Below are 20,071 nucleotides of genomic sequence, written 5' to 3'. Positions count from 1 at the left end.
TTCTTATGTCGCCCGAACGTTACGCCCGGATACGCCATATGCTTGCCACAAGACAGCTGGATTTAACGGTCTGTCTTGAGCAAGTACACAAGCCTCACAACGTTTCTGCCATTATTCGCACCGCGGACGCCGTTGGCGTTCATGAAGTGCACGCCGTTTGGCCTCATGAGCGCATGCGCACTCAAGTCGCCAGCGCCGCCGGCAGCAACAGTTGGGTGCAGGTCAAAACTCATCAAAATATCCACTCCGCCGTCAGTCATATGAAACAGCAAGGTATGCAAATTCTGGCAACCAATCTGTCAGAAAAAGCGGTGGATTTTAGGGAAATAGACTACACCAAGCCAACCTGCATTTTGCTCGGTCAGGAAAAAACCGGTATCACACCAGAAGCGCTGGCGCTGGCCGACAGCGATATCATTATTCCGATGATCGGTATGGTGCAATCTTTAAATGTGTCCGTTGCCTCAGCGCTGATTCTGTATGAAGCTCAGCGTCAACGTCAGGCCGCGGGCATGTATCAGCGAGAAGCCAGTCCACTAAGTTATGAAGAGCAGCAGCGCTTTCTGTTTGAAGGCGGTTACCCGGTACTGGCTAACGTTGCTCAACGTAAAAACCTACCGCGCCCACATATTGACGATAACGGTGAAATTGTTGCCGATGACGCTTGGTGGACAGCCATGCAGGCTCTGAAACCAAAGAGTAGCGTGGTCTAAGATGAAAGGTCGCCTGCTGGATGCCGTTTCGCTGAATACTCTTTCGGGAGTCGGCGCCAGTCAAGCGGCTAAACTGGCTAAAATAGGCCTGAATAATATTCAGGACCTGCTGTTTCACCTCCCGCTGCGTTACGAAGATCGCACCAAACTTTATCCTATTGGCGATCTCCTGCCCGGCCTGCACGTCACCGTTGAAGGTGAAGTGATCCGCAGTGATATCGCTTTTGGCCGCCGCAGAATGCTAACCTGCCAGATTACCGATGGTACCGGGGTGCTGACCCTGCGCTTCTTTAATTTTAATGCGGCCATGAAAAACAGCCTGTCTGCCGGTAAACGGGTAAAGGCCTATGGCGAAGTCAAACGCGGAACCCATAACGCTGAAATTATCCATCCGGAATACCAAATTCAAGGGGATCACAGCGCCATTCGGTTGGAAGAAACCCTGACCCCGGTTTATTCCACCACGGAAGGCATACGGCAGGCGACCCTACGTAAGCTTACCGACCAAGCGCTTAAGCTACTGGATACCTGTGCTATCAGCGAATTATTGCCCGTAGAACTCAGCGGTAACCTCATCAGCTTGCCGCAGGCGCTCAAAACGCTGCATCGACCGCCACCAGATACTCAGTTAGCCGATCTGGAGCAGGGGCGACACCCTGCCCAACGTCGGCTGATTCTCGAAGAACTGCTGGCCCATAATTTAAGCATGCTGTCCGCCCGCGCCGGAGCGCAGAGCTATAACGCCTGGCCGTTGAAAGACAATGGCACCCTGAAGGGGCAAATGTTGTCCAATCTGCCGTTTAAACCCACCGGAGCCCAAACTCGGGTGGTCGGCGATATCGAACAGGATATGGCAAAAAATATTCCCATGATGCGTCTGGTTCAGGGCGATGTAGGGTCAGGCAAAACGCTAGTTGCCGCGCTGGCTGCATTAATTGCGATTGAAAATGGCAAACAGGTGGCGTTAATGGCGCCAACTGAGTTGCTGGCCGAGCAACACGCCAACAATTTCCGCCAGTGGTTTGAACCGCTCGGTATTAAAATTGGCTGGCTTGCCGGCAAACAGAAAGGTAAAGCCCGTCAGGAACAGATGGCCGCCGTTGCATCCGGCGAAGTTTCTATGGTGGTCGGTACCCATGCCATTTTTCAGGAACAGGTTAAATTTTCCGGTTTAGCATTGGTGATTATCGATGAACAACACCGCTTTGGTGTTCATCAACGGCTAGCGCTGTGGGAAAAAGGCCAAGAACAGGGATTCCACCCTCATCAGTTGGTCATGACGGCGACACCGATACCGCGTACGCTGGCCATGACCGCCTACGCCGATATGGATACCTCCGTTATTGATGAACTGCCTCCGGGCCGCACACCGGTAACCACTGTTGCCATCGCAGATTCACGGCGTAACGACATTATTAATCGGGTGCGCGATGCCTGTAAGCAGGAAAATCGTCAAGCCTACTGGGTCTGTACCCTGATTGAAGAATCTGAAGTATTGGAAGCTCAAGCCGCAGAAGCCACCACTGAAGAGCTAAAAATCGCCCTGCCGGAACTGAAAATCGGTCTGGTTCACGGTCGAATGAAAGCGCAGGAAAAACAGGACATCATGCAGTCCTTCAAGCAGGGCGATATCCAGCTATTGGTTGCCACCACGGTAATTGAAGTAGGCGTTGACGTCCCTAATGCCAGCCTGATGATTATTGAAAACCCGGAACGTCTGGGGTTAGCGCAACTTCACCAGTTGCGCGGTCGGGTCGGGCGAGGCGCCGTGGCTTCGCACTGCGTATTGTTGTATAAAGCACCGCTGAGTAAAACGGCGCAAAAACGCCTACAGGTACTGCGTGATAGCAATGACGGCTTTGTTATTGCCCAAAAAGATTTAGAGATTCGCGGCCCAGGTGAATTACTGGGCACACGCCAGACCGGTATCACCGAGTTTAAAGTCGCTGATTTACTGCGCGATCAAAGCATGATCCCCGAAGTTCAACGCACTGCACGCTATATCCACCAACGCCACCCAGAGCTGGCGCGCGCGTTAATTGAGCGCTGGTTACCGGAGAGTTCCAGATATACTCACGCTTGATGAGGGATAGACGCTCGGTTGCTTTACGCTTGCACGATTTCTATGTTCTGACCAGAAGAGCAAAACTAAGGTCAATGACGAGCTCCCATTTTTCAACGAGAGCTCGGAAGAAAGGAAAAAGCTGAGAAACATCCTCCTCTCAGCCCTGCTTACCATCAATACAACTTCTGCGGTGGTCCGGCAAACGTTAACGTGCCGATGCTCTTCATATCCACTTCTATACCTACAATCTCTGAGAGCGACTCTCTTCGGCCAGTGAGTGGATATTTTCCAGCAATGTATGAACGTGGAATAGGCGACTCTCCCAGACACCACTGAATACGGTGATGGCTAGTATGGTCGATATAATCAAGAAATTGCTCTATCAATACTTATAAGGCAACAAAAAATCTAGCCCAACCACAAAAACAATAACGTTGTACCATTTCTAGAAAGAAAAATAAAAACCTGTCATTATTTCAAATTCCTTTTAAAGCTCCCAATCTATAATTATTATCTTTCCATTTTTATACACATATCGATGTTCAGTTACATGACCATACACTATAATCTGGTATCCAACTTTCATAAACAATACTTCCCCTCCATGAGTAACATCCATACTAAGACACATATTCACTTCTGACGAAGTAGTTAATTAATATCGAACCAAAAATCAATACAACCATGGTTAGCAATAACTCTTTAAAATAAAACCCCCTATCATTTAAACTAATACTTATAATAAAAACAGCAAGTTAATATAAATCTTCATTATCACTAATAAATTTCAACATGTGTATTAAGCCCGTAAATTTACTAACCTCAGTGGAGGTTAAGAATGAATCCAATAAAAATATATTGACTGTTATATATCATTATGGAATGATAATTTTGCTTTTATTACTGGCTAATGAAGTGTAGTGGCTGAATAGGTTATACGTCTATCTCAGTCCCCGTTTATGTTAATCATCTCAATAATTACAATATTGGAACGGGACTATGATAATAGTCTGTCGTTTCCTATTTATTATCTCGATGGACTATTCCTACTCACATTAATAAATGTCAGGAATTTATCCATGCCATCAAAATACGTAAAACTCAGAGTTAAAGCAGCGATTAAACAATCGTTTCGTTGTTATTATTGCAATACTGTGATGTGGGAATATTCTATTTCACAACCCTCTAAAATGAACCGATTACAACAATGCACTGCTGAACATTTAATTCCCAAGAGCAAGAAAGGTAGAGATATTGCTTCAAATATTGTTGCAGCCTGTCAGTTCTGTAACCACACGCGCCACAAAGCAAAAAAAATTCTACCTCCAGATAAATATAAAGAAAAAGTTCAGAGACGTATTAAACAAGGAAAATGGTATTAAAGCTATCAGGGCATAAAGTTATTATTCACGAATCTTTGCCGAAAATATCAAAAAATAATAAACCACCTACGAAATACGCTAGTGTGTCCTTAATCAAAAGGCAGATACAAAATCTGCCTTTTGATTGGTTACAACTCTTACTTCCTAATAGATGACAAATGCATGGGTTCATCGAACCAGCTAACTAATTGCTAAACTAAAAGGGCTGAAAGATACGATTCCCTCAGCCCTGCTTACCATCAATACAACTTCTGCGGTGGCCCGGCAAACGTTAACGTGCCGATGCTCTTCATATCCACTTCCACTACCGATGGCCCCGGATAGCTAATCGCTTCGGCCAATACGCTTTCAAAACGATCGGCGCTGTCGATAAGCCATGACTTCAGCCCCATCGCTTCAGCCACCATGGTAAATGATGGCGTGTGGAGCTGGTTATAATACTGTCGGCCGTCAAAGTATTTATCCTGAATCCCGCGCATAACCCCGTAACCACCGTCATTCATCACCAACAACGTCAGGTTTAGCTTTTCCTGTGCCATGGTGGCCAGTTCACCAATACCTAAGGCCAAACCGCCGTCGCCGACCAGTCCCACCACCTTACGTTTGGGATTCGCCACCGCAGTGCCGATAGACATCGCCAGCCCCAAACCAATGGCACCGGCCAGCGAGTGAATATTCTCCAGTGGAGCATGAGCACGGAACAAGCGGCTACCCCAAACGCTGCCAGATACGGTGATGTCCCGTACAAACAGCCCGTTAGCCGGTAACGCTTTCTCCAGCGCATCATTTAATCCGGCATATTTGCCGGATTGCTGACGTAAACCAGCATCGGCCTGTTTTACTGCCTCGGCAATCTGGACATCCCACAGGGGATCCGACTTTTTGCTACCGGAAAACTTATCCGCCAGTGCCTGCAAGATATCCTGACTGTCGCCGATAACCACTTCATCCGCCACATAGTTACGGTTAATGGCCGACGGATCGATATCAATCTGAATCAGCGGATGCGGCAGTTTTAAAGACCAGGTACGGGTTTCATTGCTGCGTAAACGAGAACCAACCACCAGCATCAAATCACTTTGCTCAAGGATGGCTTCAATCGACGGGGAGTTATGGAAAGCCCGCAGGCTACGCGGATGGCTGTCCGGTAAAATTCCCCGACCGTGGGTACTGGATATCACCGCCACCCCGGCATCCGCCAGTTGGCGCACCGCTTTGCTGCATGCCAAGGCTCCACCGCCAATCCACATGGTTGGACGTTTGGCCGCAGATAAACGCTGATACAATTTTTCAATCACTTGGTCTGCCACCACCGGATAAACGGCAGGTTCAACGGTATTACTCAACACCGAAAGCGGAACTAATGTGTTTTGAATATCGATGGGGATCTCGATGGCAACCGGTCCACAAGGTGGCGTCTGCGCTTCCTGAATGGCCCGATGTAAAATCGGAATCGCCTGCTCAGGGGAATTCACCCGGTATGCCCGCTTAGAACAGGCCCGCAAAAATCCTAACTGATCTTTGGTTTCATGAATAAATCCGGCATCGGCATCCAAATAGGCTTTTTCGACCTGACCGGTAATATGCAACATCGGCGAACCGGCGTTCAGGGCTTCAATCATCGAACCAACCGCATTTCCTGCACCGGCACCGGTACTGGTTAACGTCACGCCCAGACCAGCAAAACGACTATGGGCATCGGCCATGGTCACGGCTCCCGCCTCTCCCCGAGCCGGAACAAAATGAATCTGATTACGTTGGCCAATCGCATCGGCAATGGGCAGATTGTGAATCGAGATAATGCCATAAATGGCCGATACCTTATATTGCTCCAGAGTGCGGGCTATCGCCTCGCCAACCGTTATTTTATCGCTCATGATCTGCCTTATTTATCTAAATTTGGTTATATCCAGTGAATTTTCTTCACTGGATAACGTCATCAATGTAGCCAACTGACTAATCACTCCACAGGTTAGGATTGTGATTCAGGGCGAGATACAGGCTCTTTTGTTGCATATAGGCTTTAATTCCGTTCAGCCCCTTCTCTCGCCCAAGGCCACTCTGCTTAAAACCACCGAACGGCGTTGAGATAGAGAAAACTTTGTAGGTATTCATCCACACGGTTCCAGTCTCCAGACGTGATGCCAGCGCCATGGAACGACAGAAGTCACCACTCCAGATACCCGCGGCTAAGCCATAAATCGAGTCATTCGCCTGAGCGACTAAATCCTCTTCATTATCAAAAGGCAGTACCACCAATACCGGACCAAAAATCTCTTCCTGACACACCTCAGCCTGATTAGACAGACCTTCAATAATGGTTGGCAGAAAATAACTGCCCTTCGCCAGCGCCGGATCGGATGGCGCGGTGCCCCCCACAATCACCCGACCGCCTTCAGACTTCGCCAGCTCAACGTACTGCTGCACTGAATCGCGATGTTTATTGTTGATCAAGGGCCCCATATGGATACCTGGCTCAGTCGGTAGACCAATCCGTAATCCTTTGGTCAGTTCCACGATTCGCGCCAGCAGCGGCTGATAGAGAGAGGAGTGAATAAACAACCGGGCTCCGGCAATACAGGCTTGCCCGGCAGAGCTAAAAATACCGTAGGTGATGCCTCTGGCCGCCTGCTCAAGATCCGCATCGTCCAGCACAATAGTCGGTGATTTACCGCCCAGTTCTAAAGAGGTGGCAATCAGCTTATCCGCAGCGATATGCGCCAGATGCTTACCGGTAGTTGTTCCACCGGTAAATGAAATTTTTCTGGTATGGCGATGGCGTGCCAACGCTTCCCCAATCACCGATCCTTTACCGGGCAGTACGCTGAAAACGCCCGGCGGTAAACCGGCTTCTTCAAACAGTTCCGCCAGTTTAAGCGCAGTGAGCGGTGTCGCTTCGGCGGGTTTAAGAATCACCGAATTACCAGCCGCCAGAGCCGGGGCGATTTTCTGCATCTCACTGGCAATCGGAGAGTTCCATGGAGTAATTGCCGCTATCACGCCCAGAGGTTCATAAGTGCTGATGGTCATCGCATCGGCATTACGCTGGGTTGGCAGTTCTCCTTCCAGCACTTCACAAGCCGCCGCAAAATAGCGCGCGGTTGCCGCGGCGCTAGCCACCAAACCACGGGTTTCGGCTAACGGTTTACCGTTATCACGCGTCTGTAGCTGAGCCAGTTCTTCATGACGCTCAAGAATTAATTCACTGACCCGATAAAGAATCGCTGCCCGTTGATGAGGCATAAGGCCGCGCCAGCTGGGTGCGCGCCATGCGCGTTCGGCAGCTTCTACTGCTTCCTCAACATCTTCCAGACTAGCAGCATGCATACGCGCATTGACGCTACCATCGGCAGGGTAATAAGAAACCAGCTCTTCTCCACGCCCTTCACGCCACTGACCGGCAAAATAGATTTTTAACGTATCCATCAGGTGCTCCCGCAAATTAAGCCACTAAGCCGCCGTCAACTAAGCGACGACATACCTGCACCGCACTCAGCGCAGCTAAGGTTGAAGTTTTAGGATTAGTCGGCAGAGGATTGCCATTCAATTCAATATGAAACTCGCCGAAGGTTCCCGCCGCATGAATAGTGTGAGTATTGCGGCTGGTATTAGGGTCAACCCGCAGTTTAACCGTGGTGTTATCCATACCAATTCCCATCAGGGCAACGGTAGCAGCCACATTGGCATTGGCCGGAAACTGCTGCGCTGCATCCCGGGCGGAGCCTTCGAAAAAGACCACCGGTTGAGTAATGTTGTTTAAATCCACCAGCTTCTCAGCCGGGCTGCCGCGCCAACTGGCTGGGCTTTTATTCGAGGTATAAGTCACGCTGTCCAGCCCTCCTTCTCGGGCTGAGGCCAATCCATCCATACCGGCGACCGCCCCAGAGAGGACAATCAGTTCACCCTGATGGGTGCGCTCCGCCTGCTGTAAACGACTGAACAATGATTCATCCGCTAACGCGCCGGTGGATATCAACGCCAGCTTCCAACCGCGATTTAAAACCCATTCCCCAAATTCATGCACCGCTTTCTGACTGGCACATTCCAGCACTAAATCTGGACTCCCCTGAGCAAGCGATGGATGTTCAATCGCCTGAACCTCGTTACCCAGCGTCTGCTGAATATCTTGATGATGTGGCGGTCGCGCCACGACCCAGCCGACGGAAACGCCTTCAGGTAACCGTTTGATCACTTCCTTCGCCATTGCACCAAAACCGATCATCATAATTTTTTTCATGTTCTTCTTCTCTTGTCGAACCTAAAACCATTACAGATGGCGGTTAAAGCCGCCAGAAACGTCCAGTGCTGCGCCGGTAGTAAATGATGCCAACGGCGAAGCTAAAAACAGTAGCGCTTGAGCCGGTTCCTGCGGTTTACCCAAACGCTTCATTGGAATGCCGCGGTGCTCAGCAATCGCACCGGTCCACTGCTCCCAACTTTGGCTGGTATCGCTGCGCTCAGCAAAGCGGCGACGCCACTGGCCGGATTCCACCATACCTAGCAAAATGGAGTTCACCCGGATACCTTTATCAATCAGCTGTTTTGACAGCGTTAGCGTCATATTGAGCAGCGCAGCGCGGGCAGCAGAAGTGGCGATCATATGTTCTTCAGGCTGTAGCGCCAGCAGTGAGTTAACGCAGGTAACAGAGGCAATATCCGAGCGCTCCAACATCGGTAAAAAAGCCTGAAGCGGATTGATAACGCCGAACAGTTTCAGTTGGGCTTCGTTTAACCAAGCCTCCTGAGGGGTTTCATCAAAATGGGCGACAAATCCCTGACCGGCATTATTAATTAACATATCTACCGCCCCAAACCGCTGTTCAACCTCACGGGCAAAATCAGCGACCTGCTCAGGTTTCAGCACGTCGCAGCGGTGAGCCAGTATCCGTTCTGACGGAAAATCCTGTTTCAGCGTGGCTTCAGCGGCGGACAACTTCTCGGCACTGCGTCCGCAAAACGCCACATTAGCCCCTTCAGCCAACAGTAAACGCAGCGTTTCAAAACCAATACCTGATGAACCACCGGTCACTACCGCGACTCGTCCTTCAATCTGTAAATTCATATCGCAGCCTCGCCTTTCGCTGATGCCCCCTGAAGGGCGACAAACTGGCTTAACAGTTGATTAAATTGTTCTGGTGCATCGATATAGCTGGCATGACCGGCATCGGCGATCGACCGGTAAGCGGCACCGATCCGCTGTGCCAGCGCTTCGGCACCCGCTGGCGGCGTAATGGTGTCGCAATCTCCGCACCACACCTCAACCGATCCGCTATAGCGCTCCAGATAAACGTAAATATCATCGTTGGCCAGCATCCATGCGGCTTGCAGAAACCCCTCAGGATGTAGGCGACGCATATTTTGCTGCACTCGCTGAATGTCTTCTGGTGATGCACCAGGGCGAAGTAACGCCGCACCACGCTGTTCGGCATAGCCATCGACGCCCAGAGTATCAATCATGGTTTTCCGCTGTGTGAACATCTGCTGCCGTTTTTCATACGGTGCGCTGGCGTATCCCTGTGCCGGATTAGCTAAAACCAATCCAGATAAATGTTGCGGATACTTCGCAGCAAACGCGCTGGCGATCAGCGCCCCTAACGAATGGCCGACCAGCACTGGACGTTCCAGCTGTTGCTGGTCAATCAACTGCATTAACCGGTCAGCATAAAGCGCCGCAGTTGGCTCACTGGCCTCTAAACGCTCACTGTTGCCATACCCCGGCGCATCCCAGGCTAACAAATGACTGTGTTGAGTCAGTTTGCTACAGGTCAGTTGCTTACCCCATGACAGAGAACCGGAACTGATGCCGTGAAGCAGTATCACCGGCTGCCCCGTTCCGGCGGTTCTCCAACTCAGACGATGACCGGATAACTCGGCGCATTGTTCTACGGGACGGGTATGCTCATCAGATAACATCACGGCATTCATAACGGTTCCTTTATATGGTTAAGCTGAGGGTTAGCCACGCTTCACTTTAGACAGCGGGTGATCTGATGGATAAGTCGGGATAGCCGGTTTTGGCGTGCCCAACATGACGCACATTAGCGCTTCCTCTTCACCGTGATTTAACAGGCCACGGTAGATTCCGGCCGGTACTGAAATCAGATCCCGTTCGCGCAGAATGGTTTGATGTTCCTGATCGCCGTCGCGGATAAATAACGTGATGCAGCCTTTAAGCATAAAGAACACTTCTTCCACGTCAGAATGTAGATGCAGTGGGCCCTCACACTTAGCCGGTAGCACCATGGTAGAAAAAGTGAAATTCTCCGCCGGTACGGTATTTACATCGTTGGCAACGCCAGTGGCGCCGGTACCGATATAGCGCATTTGGGCTCGACGGTATTTAGGGTCAAAATCAGCCTGAAACTTCAGCGCATCCCAGTCATACTTACGACCTTCAAAACGGGCAATCCGTGATTCCAGCCAATCTGCCATCGAAATGCCTTCAGGTTTAATGCCATTGTTGTTTGGTGAAACTTGAGCTTGTGACATGGTATAACTCCTTCCTCAGGTCTATTTAATCGATCAATAGCGCTTCACCAGCGGTAGCAGAACCACACACCCGGTAACAGCGACGATTACTAAAAACAGTAAACCAACGTCCATATTGCCTGATGCGGCAATCAGGACGCCCATGACGACCGGCGCTAAAGCACCAGCAAAGTTACCCAGGCCGTTGAAAATGCCGCCGGCAGTGGCACTCACCCGACTACTGGTGACTTTGGCCAACAGAGCAAAGACGTTAGGTGCACCGATACCCCACATAAACGTGCTGAATGCCATGGCCGCGATCACCGGATAGGTTCCCTGAACGTAGAGCACCATCGATAGGCCGGCACTGGCACCGAGCAGCGAGATAAAACATGACATGGCCCGGCGGTCTAAACGGTCTGATACATAGGCACCAATACCTTCCCCCAGCAGCATGGCAATAAACGGCAAGGAAGAGAGGTAACCAGCCTGTTGCAAATCAATGCCTTTGCCCTTAATCAGGTAGCTTGGTAGCCAGCCATTGATGCCCCACAGGTAAGTCAGAAAAGCGATGTTAAAAATACAGATCAGCCAAAACTGCCAGCTTCTATACAGCTCTTTACGCTCCTGCTTGCGAGTCAGCACCGGATTAGCCGGCGTTGACTTGGCTAACTGAGCCGCTTTGAGCGCCGGCGTTACATTGACATGGCGCAAGCCATAGATGACGAAGAAAATCACTGGAATGGTCAGCGCCGACATGGCGAAGAAGGTCCAGCTCCAACCGAAGTGATGCAGAATAAACAGCGTCGCAGGAAAACCTATCGCCGCACCAATCGGCGTCCCTAACAGCCACAGCATGGTCGCTCTGGCCTGTAGCCGCTGAGGAAAGGAGTGCCGCACGATGGCAAAAGCCAGCGAAAACAGTGGGCCTTCCGCAATACCCAGCATGATTCGGAGAACCATCATGCTGTTGTAAGAGTTAGCAAACCCCATACAAAACATCAGCACCGACCATATGCACATCATCCATATCAGCAGTTTTTTAGGTTCAATAAAATCGCCAATGCTGCTTAAGAAAATGGATGAGACACCGTACGAAAGCAGGAAGGCGGTCATTAATAAGCCTAACAGCGTTGGATCGAACGACAGGCCTAATGCTTGCTGAAATTGCGTGTCTGAAAATAGTGCAGCAATGCTGATCTTGTCGAAAAAAGCCAGCAGTACGCAGGCAAACAGTGCCAGTGGAATCGACCAGCGAACCGGCATCTCATCCTCTACCGAAGCAGCTGGGATATAAGCCTGTGAGTTTGCAGTTTCAATCTGTTGCGTTGTCATAGTGATACCCTATGCCGGAGCGTTACCCGAAAATAGCCGGAGCCAAAGCCCGCTATTTCAGCGCCATCAATGAAAAAGAGGGATCGGATAACTGCGCCGGGTCAAGTACCCTTTGAGCGGCTAACCAACGCTTACCCAGCTTAATGGTACGGGCGTCATTAAAGGCCACCATCTGTACCAATTGGTTGTCAGCATTAAGGTAAAAGTAGACCTTCGAGTGGTCATCTTCTCGGGTAATGCAATGTGAACCGCTGGCAGGAATACCCAATATCTGAATATTCTCTGAATATTGATCTGACCATAGCCATGCGTCTTCCTGATAACCCGGTTGACCGGCATCAAGCATGCTACGGGCGGTTGTCACCGCTTGATTCTGAGCATAAGCCCAGGACTGTAAACAAACGCCTAGCTGTGAATGTAACGCCACATCGCCCACGGCAAAGATCGATGGATCGCTGGTGCGGCCCTGATCGTCCACTACAATGCCACCGTTGCGTACTGTCAGCCCGGCCTGCTCGGCCAGCTCCAGATTGAGTATCACGCCAATGCCGACCACTACCAGATCGAAAGTTTGGCTTTCGGTCAGTTCGCTTTTCAGCTGCGGGCGTCCGTTATCATCATTCAACGTTATCTCACCGCAGCCACAGATCACCTCGACGCCCTGATTCTGATGTAACTCAAGTAAAGCCTGAGATACTTCAGCACCGATACTGCGCAAGCACAAAGCGCTCTGGCGTTCGAATACTGTGACGGCAACGCCCATCTTGCGCGCTGAGGCAGCGATTTCCAGACCTATCCATCCACCACCCACGATTGCCAGCGTTTTAGCCTGTGCCAACTGGGTTCTTAACTGAACCGCATCGTTCCACGAACGCAGCGTTAAAACTTTAGGGTGGCTTTGCCATAAGCCTTCAGGACGACGCGGACGCCCCCCGGTGGCAATCAATAGTTGACGATACGGCAGCGTTTCACCGTTATTCAGCACGACCGTTTTGTCTGCTGGCAAAATAGCTTCGGCTCTAAGCGGACGGTGCCAATCAATATCCAGCGCCGCCACTGCCTCTTCAGTGAACAGACGAGTCAGACCAAGCTGGCCGTCCTGATCAAGCAATACCGCTTTAGACAGCGGTGGCCGCTCATAAAAGTCGTGAGGTTCATCGCTGATCACCGATAATTTACCGTTATAGCCACTATCCCTCAGGGTTTTGGCTGCCCATCCACCGGCCTGTCCACCGCCGATGATGACAATGCCGGCATCATTTTGTTGATTCTGATTCTGGCTCATACTGTCTCCGACTTTTTAATCTGGCGCCGGGTGTCATAATCAATTCCGCCTTCAACTGCCCATTCAGTAAAAGTGGTAACCGAATGTTCCATTTCACGCGGTCGCCAGTTTTCAGTCAGATAATCATCATTGGTGTAATACTCAAATGCACCGCCGGTTGGACTATTGACGTACCAGAAATAGGCGGAAGAGATCGGGTGGCGACCCGGGCCAATAAACGTGCTCCAATGGTGACGGTTCATTGCCAGACCACCGCCAATCACCTCATGAATATCACGTACGGTAAACGCGACGTGGTTGAGGCCCGGCTTGCGATTAGGAATTTTCAGTAGAAACAAATTGTGATGCACCCCGCGAACCTCAGCCCGCAGAAATACTGCCCGGCCGGTATAGCGGTCAGAAACTTGAAATCCTAGCACCTCACAATAGAAGCGCTCGGTGGCTTCCAGTTCCTGCACAAAAAATACTACGTGACCGATATTAATCGGGCTTGCCTTGTCGTAGACCGGACTGGCCTCATCGACCCGACGGACATCTCCCCACTGATTTATCGGCGAGATCGGTAAAACCACTTTCTTCTGCTGTTGTTCAATAAAGCGCAGCGTCATGCCATTAGGATCCCGGCATTCAATTTCACCATCGCTGATAGCTTTAAATCCGGGCGTGCCCGCCAGTTTTTGACGCAGTTCCGCCAGTTCAACCTTTGACTTTACGCCCCAAGTCATACGACGCAGCGTCGAGCCACTTTCAAAAGCCGCGGGTAATTCAGCGCTATCGTGAGGATGGAGCACCACGTTTGCTCCGCTGAGAGTGTTAAAGGTGCGGGTATGATGAAGGCTATCCTGCCCGGCGGGTGTCAGACCAAAATCAGTCATGAATTTTTCACAGGTTGACAGATCTTCTACGCCAAACTCCATCTTTTCTATGCCAATTACGCTCATTATTTTGCCTCACAAGAATTAAGTAGTAACCAATACCTCGGTGCTTCGCTCTGGTATTAACGTGCGGGCAGCGCCCCTAACAAATCGGACATTTCCTCGGCGGCCTCACGGACGACATCCTGTAAACGCTGACGATCGCCTTTAGGTATTTCATGGGAAGGCACCATAATGCTGACCACCGCTTTGACCCGTTTTTCATGATTGAATACCGGATAAACAATGGAGGAGATGCCATATCTGAAATAGGACTCGCCAATAACATAGCCGCGGGCTTTATCCTGTTGGATCATTTGCCATAGTTGTTCGCGATCGCTCGGTGAGCCCGGTGAGTTATCGGGTAATGCGCTATGTGGAAAAAGCTGTTCGAACTCCTCCCGGGTACTGCTGGTTAACAGCATCCGGCCAAGAGACGTACGATGAACCGGCAGCCGGGTTCCCACCGTGACGTGGTTAATCTGTGATGTCGGTGAACTCACCCGAGCAATATAGATCACGTCCAGACCGTCACGAATCGCCAGATGGCTATTGCAGAGACTGGTATCCCGCAGCTTTTCGATAATCGGCTGACCAATCTGGGCCACGTCCAGAGAGGCGATATACTGAAAACCGAGCAATAGCACTTTGCTACCAATAGAAAAAGTATTGGTACGGGAGTTACGGATGATGAATCCCATATGCTCCAGCGTCTGAACTGCACGGTAAGCCGTTGCCTTTGGCATTTTTGCCAACCGGTGCAATTCCGTAAAAGTTAGTTCTTTGTTCTGTTGACCCAATACCAACAAAACTTCCAACCCCTTCACCAGTCCGGGCACCAAATATTTACTTTCTTGATCGCTTGGCATCGTCTAACCCTCCGGGGGTGTTGTTGGTATCGGGACCGTCTATTAGTTAAAAACAAAGCCACCGTTAATCGGAATCAGCTGTCCGGTAACGAAGTTAGCCAGCGGTGACAGCAGATATAACACGCTGCCGGTCACGTCATCCGGATGTTGAGCACCAGGCAAAGCACGGCCTTGCTCATACAACTGATGGCGCTCCGCTGGTACATATTCCGTGGCTTCCACTCGAGTTAGTCCCGGCGCAATGGCATTGACACAAATTCCGTCAACGCCCAGTTCACGCGCCATTGAACGGGTCATCGAGATAATCGCGCCCTTACTGGCGACGTAAGCCATCAGACGTGGAGCGCCCCAAAGAGCAGTATCTGAAGCCACATTAACGATTTTGCCGTGGCCGTTCGGTTTCAGCAGCGGCACGGCAGCCTGACTGACCAACCATGTTCCGCGTACGTTAACCGACATCACCCGATCCCAAAGGTCAATGTCATACTCCATCATGGTCTTGCCACCCACGCCGGTAGCCATTGCCGCGTTATTCACCAGTCCATCAATCGAGCCACCTTTAGCTATTTGCTTGAAGGTATGTTCAATGGATGTTGGTGATGACAAGTCGATGGTCAGCGCCTCTACCGTTGCTCCGGTTTGTTTCAGCTCGTCGGCACTTGCCATCAGTTCCTGTTCAAGTACGTCACACATCACCACGCTGGCACCGGCCTGAGCAATGGAGGCGGCAAAGCTTTTTCCTAACCCACGGGCAGCACCGGTGACCACCACTCGCTGACCTTTCAATAGCGTATTCATGCTGAGGCCTCTGTAGCTTTGGTCAGAATATCCAGGTGCTTTTTGGCCTGCCTTTGTAAGATACGACGCAAGCGGGAAACGCCAACATCGTGCTGATAGAGGTATTCCTGATCGCGGGCATTGGGTGCCATGTTCTCTAAGACGATGCGATCTTGTTCCAGTACGTCCCAATGCAGTTGCTCCAGACGGTTACGGTACATAAAGCGCCAGATGTCACGCTGCCAGTCTTTAACCTGACGAATACGCCAGAAAAAGACGCGACAGTGATCTTTATCTTCCGGAACCACCATACCGATAATCCAGAAGTGACCGCCCGGTCCAAAACGACGCTTATAAGGAATAGAAAGACGCATCCAGAAAGATCCCGTTTCGGCAAACTCTACCCAGTCGAAATTCACACCGCTCTGCCCGCTCTTTTTAAAGATAAAACCGCTGTCCGTTGGCTCAAGAACCATATCGGCTTTGCGATCACCCTCAGCCATTGAGTGGGATGAGGAGTGCAGGTAAGTGCCATGCATAGGATCCATGACGTTTTCTAATGCGTACTGGTAGTTACAGTTCCAACTGGCAGTACACAAGAAATTGCTATAGGACTCGGCGTCGGCCAGTTCTTTAGGAAACGTCAATTCTGGTGGCGCTTCGTCTGCTACCGCGAAATAAAGAAAAATCGCGCCATAGGCTTCTTTGGCCGGGTAACTTTTCAGGCATTTTTGCCCCACCAACGGACAACGATCGATAGCCGGTACATCTTTTACTTCGCCATCACCGCCAACCTCGACACCGTGATACCAACAAGCGATACGATCGCCCAAATTCCACCCCATTGAGAGGCGAGCGCCACGGTGGGGACAGCGATCTTCCAGCGCGTTAATTTCGCCCTTAGCGTCACGCCATAACACAATTTGTTGTTCCAAACGGGTGATGCCAACCGGATTGCTGGCCACTTCCCAACTGGCGAGAACCGGATACCAAACGCCCCGGACGCCCCGATCTAAATAATTTTGTATCTGCTTAGCTGAGTCTTGAGTATTGTCAGTCATTATTTATCCTCGCTCCGATCAGAAACCGTTTACCTTAAGAAAATGACAGAACGTTTTTTCTGTCCATACATCACCGCTGCGATCGAACAGGCGTCGTTCGTTAAGCTGAGCAATAATCTGCCCAAGCTCTTCAGTCCCTCGATCGAATATCTCTTCTAATGCAGCAACTAACGCTATTTCAAAGTTATCCGGCACCCGTGAACGGTTTTGCCAAATAACGTTTTGATATCGGCCCGGCACATGAATCTGTCCGTTGCCGCCTTCTTTAGTAGGAATGACTTGCTTGGTATCCGGGAGCGAGGGGTTGAAGTCCTTAATCTGTTCCATACTTATTCCTCCGAGAGAAAAGTTATTTGGATCTTGTTTTCAAATATGCGCACGGGATATTTATGGATATCCTGCCCGGGTCCACCTTCGCAGCGACCGGTTTTAATGTTAAAAACCGCGGCGTGTAACGGGCATTCAACCAACCCATCTTCAACAAATCCCTGACTCAATAAGGCATAGGCGTGAGGGCAAACATCTTCCAGCGCGTAATATTCGCCATCGACCAAATAAACACCGATTTCTTTGTCATCGATCTTTGCGGAAAACGGGAAATCTTCTTTAACCTGAGACGGTTCACATACATCTATCCAACTCATTGCTCAATTCCTCTAATAAGTTGTTTCATATACGAAACTCTGTTTCTTATTTAATACTCAAACTATAGGAGTGGTTAATAATTCGTCAAGCTCAAATTTAACTGAATCGTAACAACTGCAAAATTATGATTACATTTGAGCAACAGATCACAGAATGAGGAGAAAAGAAAACGGACAAACCGCGTAAATACGCTAGCGGTTGATTTCAGCTATAAATCGGCAGGAGTAGAAAAAAATAAAACAAGCAAACGATTGCTATCGAGAGAAATATCATTAAAATGCGCTCTTTGTGGCTTTAGAGGTTTTGTATTTTAATTATGGCTAGCAGCTCACATCCCGCTTCTGATGCGGTCAGTACCCCCAAAATCGGCGATAAAAAATCCAGCAGTGAACTGATTTATCATCTTGAAGATCGCCCTCCGCTACCACAAACCCTATTTGCTGCGTTACAGCATCTGTTGGCCATGTTCGTGGCCGTTATCACCCCGGCAATGCTAATTTGTCAGGCGCTCGGCCTACCAGCCCAAGATACCCAACATGTGATTAGCATGTCGCTGTTTGCTTCCGGTCTGGCATCGCTACTGCAAATTCGTACCTGGGGGCCGGTTGGCTCCGGACTTTTGTCGATTCAGGGCACTAGCTTTAACTTTGTTGCACCGCTGATTATGGGCGGTACTGCACTCAAGAACGGCGGGGCCGATGTGCCAACCATGATGGCTACGTTGTTTGGTACGCTAATGCTGGCATCCTGTACGGAAATCTTTCTGTCGCGGGTTCTACATCTGGCACAACGGGTCATCACTCCGCTGGTTTCCGGCATTGTGGTGATGATTATTGGTCTGTCGCTGATTCAGGTTGGGCTAATTTCAATTGGTGGTGGCTACAGCGCCATGTCTGAAACCAATAATACCTTTGGCTCACCGAGCAACCTGCTATTGGCTGGAGTTGTGCTGGCAACCATTATTCTACTTAACCGCCAACGTAATCCTTACCTACGAGTTTCATCTCTGGTGATTGCTATGGCTATCGGTTATTTTCTGGCCTGGGCGTTAGATATGCTGCCGGAACCGGCCAAGGTCGATAACGAACTGATCATGATACCAACCCCTCTCTATTATGGTCTGGGGATTGACTGGACATTGCTGATCCCTCTGATGCTGGTGTTTATGATTACCTCGCTGGAAACCATCGGTGATATTACCGCCACGTCTGACGTATCTGAGCAGCCTGTGGCTGGGCCAGTCTATATGAAACGCCTGAAAGGTGGCGTGCTGGCTAACGGTCTGAACTCCATGCTGTCTGCGGTATTTAATACCTTCCCTAACTCCTGCTTCGGGCAAAATAACGGCGTTATTCAGCTAACGGGCGTAGCCAGCCGCTATGTGGGTTATGTTGTTGCATTGATGCTGGTGGTATTGGGTCTGTTCCCGGTAGTCAGTAGCTTTGTGCTCAGTATCCCTGAACCGGTGCTGGGCGGTGCAACTATTGTGATGTTTGGTACGATTGCCGCTTCCGGCGTGCGTATCGTTTCTCGTGAAACCCTAAATCGCCGAGCCATCATGATTATGGCGCTGTCTTTGGCAGTTGGCCTTGGTGTTTCCCAACAACCACAGATTTTACAGTTTGCCCCTGAGTGGTTAAAAACCCTGCTTTCTTCAGGTATCGCCGCCGGCGGGATTACCGCTATTGTGTTGAATTTGGTGTTTCCGCACGAGAAGTAATATTTAAAATTGGATTGGTGGTGGTTTCGCCGCCACTAGTTCACCGTATAATTTGAGCATTGTGCACGCGGCGAGTAGAGGACGTTGAGACGTACGCCCTTTACAATCCCACGCCTTCGCGCAGGAATTCAGGTCGCCGTTGGCCGACTACCTTCCTCCTTCATTCGGGCTTACGCAGCGGGATAGACCCGCTCCCGACGGCGCTATCCCTTTCGCAGCATCCCTGCTGCTCATGCTACCCTCGTTCAGTCGTTAGCGGGTTTCAGCGCTCGTTTTAAAGGACATGGGAAAGTCAAAATCATGATGGCAGTTGATCCTATCTTTTCATATGAGCACTGAATTTAGCCGACGATGGAAATAAGGTAGCACGAACCGCAAGGATGCGGTGAGAGGCGTAGCGCCGCCGGGAGCGGGTCTACGCCGGTGCGTTAAACCTTATTGAGAGAGGAGGGTAGTCGCGCAGCGACCTAAATTCCGGTGCGTAAGGCGGGGGGTGTAGGGGGCGTTCGTGTATGGATTATAGACATAGGTAACAGGTGTTCGGAGACATGGGTTACACATTATTTCTAATCCAATGGCCTACGTAAGTCAATTTTGGCAATACGCTGGTGAGTAAAATAGATATCTCTTTCATACTCATCAGCGGTTTCTTTTACCAGGACCGGATATCCCCAGAATGCATTGCTGACCAAATATCTCTTACCATAGAGACAGATGTGTCCATTCATTTGAACCTTTCTCACCACCAGCCCTTCATCATATTCTATTGCAGGCAATGTCTCAGGATAAGCACGCTGACTGATTTGATAACGCGAGATTGGTACCTCCAGTGATAAG

General features: G+C 50.1%; 18 protein-coding genes and 1 pseudogene. 4 read left to right on the top strand and 15 right to left on the bottom strand.

Features of this window, described 5'->3' with window-relative positions; all coding sequences use genetic code 11:
* The first annotated feature begins 5 nt into the window (after nt 1-5).
* From trmH to BMZ28_RS12930, 3 genes are all read left to right on the top strand, one after another.
* Nucleotides 6-713 carry a tRNA (guanosine(18)-2'-O)-methyltransferase TrmH gene (trmH, locus tag BMZ28_RS12940; protein WP_074823780.1) on the top strand — a complete coding sequence of 236 codons (708 nt, stop codon included), beginning with the start codon at nt 6-8 and terminating at the stop codon, nt 711-713.
* A gap of 1 nt (nt 714) precedes the next feature.
* Nucleotides 715-2,796 (top strand): ATP-dependent DNA helicase RecG, encoded by a 2,082-nt coding sequence (gene recG, locus BMZ28_RS12935; protein WP_074823777.1) that lies wholly within the window; start codon nt 715-717, stop codon nt 2,794-2,796.
* Nucleotides 2,797-3,857: 1,061 nt separating this feature from the next.
* A complete protein-coding gene (locus BMZ28_RS12930) occupies nt 3,858-4,160 on the top strand; it encodes an HNH endonuclease (RefSeq protein WP_074823774.1) in 303 nt (100 codons plus the stop codon).
* Between the two features lie 239 nt (nt 4,161-4,399).
* On the opposite strand, the gene BMZ28_RS12925 is transcribed toward BMZ28_RS12930, so the two are convergent.
* The 14 genes from BMZ28_RS12925 to BMZ28_RS12860 form a co-directional block, all read right to left on the bottom strand.
* A complete protein-coding gene (locus BMZ28_RS12925; protein WP_074823772.1) occupies nt 4,400-6,037 on the bottom strand; it encodes a thiamine pyrophosphate-binding protein in 1,638 nt (545 codons plus the stop codon).
* 79 nt (nt 6,038-6,116) lie between these two features.
* A complete protein-coding gene (locus tag BMZ28_RS12920; RefSeq protein ID WP_047779543.1) occupies nt 6,117-7,586 on the bottom strand; it encodes an aldehyde dehydrogenase in 1,470 nt (489 codons plus the stop codon).
* A 16-nt stretch (nt 7,587-7,602) separates the two neighbouring features.
* On the bottom strand, nt 7,603-8,397 hold the full coding sequence (locus tag BMZ28_RS12915; RefSeq protein WP_074823769.1) for an aspartate dehydrogenase: 795 nt from the start codon (nt 8,395-8,397) through the stop codon (nt 7,603-7,605).
* Nucleotides 8,398-8,427: 30 nt separating this feature from the next.
* Nucleotides 8,428-9,222 (bottom strand): SDR family oxidoreductase, encoded by a 795-nt coding sequence (locus tag BMZ28_RS12910; RefSeq protein WP_074823766.1) that lies wholly within the window; start codon nt 9,220-9,222, stop codon nt 8,428-8,430.
* The gene (locus BMZ28_RS12905; RefSeq protein WP_136655882.1) at nt 9,219-10,073 is read right to left on the bottom strand and encodes an alpha/beta fold hydrolase; all 855 of its coding nucleotides are present in this window, start codon (nt 10,071-10,073) and stop codon (nt 9,219-9,221) included. The genes BMZ28_RS12910 and BMZ28_RS12905 overlap by 4 nt, the downstream gene beginning before the upstream one ends.
* Nucleotides 10,074-10,115: 42 nt before the next feature.
* Nucleotides 10,116-10,592, bottom strand: coding sequence for a cupin domain-containing protein (locus BMZ28_RS12900; protein ID WP_373876087.1), 477 nt, complete (start codon nt 10,590-10,592; stop codon nt 10,116-10,118).
* 90 nt (nt 10,593-10,682) lie between these two features.
* On the bottom strand, nt 10,683-11,894 hold the full coding sequence (locus tag BMZ28_RS12895; RefSeq protein ID WP_428480390.1) for an MFS transporter: 1,212 nt from the start codon (nt 11,892-11,894) through the stop codon (nt 10,683-10,685).
* A gap of 121 nt (nt 11,895-12,015) precedes the next feature.
* The gene (locus BMZ28_RS12890; protein ID WP_074823759.1) at nt 12,016-13,248 is read right to left on the bottom strand and encodes an NAD(P)/FAD-dependent oxidoreductase; all 1,233 of its coding nucleotides are present in this window, start codon (nt 13,246-13,248) and stop codon (nt 12,016-12,018) included.
* On the bottom strand, nt 13,245-14,189 hold the full coding sequence (locus BMZ28_RS12885; protein WP_074823756.1) for a VOC family protein: 945 nt from the start codon (nt 14,187-14,189) through the stop codon (nt 13,245-13,247). Before BMZ28_RS12885 ends, BMZ28_RS12890 begins: the two co-directional genes overlap by 4 nt.
* A gap of 56 nt (nt 14,190-14,245) precedes the next feature.
* On the bottom strand, nt 14,246-15,031 hold the full coding sequence (locus tag BMZ28_RS12880; protein ID WP_047779536.1) for an IclR family transcriptional regulator: 786 nt from the start codon (nt 15,029-15,031) through the stop codon (nt 14,246-14,248).
* Between the two features lie 42 nt (nt 15,032-15,073).
* Complete coding sequence (locus BMZ28_RS12875) at nt 15,074-15,829, bottom strand: SDR family oxidoreductase (protein ID WP_074823753.1); 756 nt, start codon at nt 15,827-15,829, stop codon at nt 15,074-15,076.
* A complete protein-coding gene (locus tag BMZ28_RS12870; RefSeq protein ID WP_047779534.1) occupies nt 15,826-16,869 on the bottom strand; it encodes a Rieske 2Fe-2S domain-containing protein in 1,044 nt (347 codons plus the stop codon). Before BMZ28_RS12870 ends, BMZ28_RS12875 begins: the two co-directional genes overlap by 4 nt.
* An 18-nt stretch (nt 16,870-16,887) precedes the next feature.
* Nucleotides 16,888-17,196, bottom strand: a complete 309-nt coding sequence (locus BMZ28_RS12865) for a recombinase-like helix-turn-helix domain-containing protein (protein ID WP_047779533.1) — start codon at nt 17,194-17,196, stop codon at nt 16,888-16,890.
* Between the two features lie 2 nt (nt 17,197-17,198).
* Nucleotides 17,199-17,513 carry a Rieske (2Fe-2S) protein gene (locus BMZ28_RS12860; protein ID WP_047779532.1) on the bottom strand — a complete coding sequence of 105 codons (315 nt, stop codon included), beginning with the start codon at nt 17,511-17,513 and terminating at the stop codon, nt 17,199-17,201.
* Nucleotides 17,514-17,830: 317 nt separating this feature from the next.
* Between BMZ28_RS12860 and BMZ28_RS12855 the strand changes: the two genes are divergently transcribed.
* Entirely contained in the window at nt 17,831-19,234 is a 1,404-nt protein-coding gene (locus BMZ28_RS12855; RefSeq protein ID WP_083399690.1) for a uracil-xanthine permease family protein, read from the top strand.
* A 566-nt stretch (nt 19,235-19,800) separates the two neighbouring features.
* On the opposite strand, the pseudogene BMZ28_RS17510 reads toward BMZ28_RS12855, so the two are convergent.
* A pseudogene (locus BMZ28_RS17510) lies at nt 19,801-20,071 on the bottom strand (hypothetical protein); the annotation flags it as partial.

The sequence above is a fragment of the Pragia fontium DSM 5563 = ATCC 49100 genome (assembly GCF_900112475.1).
GTDB classification, from domain to species: Bacteria; Pseudomonadota; Gammaproteobacteria; order Enterobacterales; family Enterobacteriaceae; genus Pragia; species Pragia fontium.
This window is presented reverse-complemented; position numbering and strand designations above follow the sequence as displayed.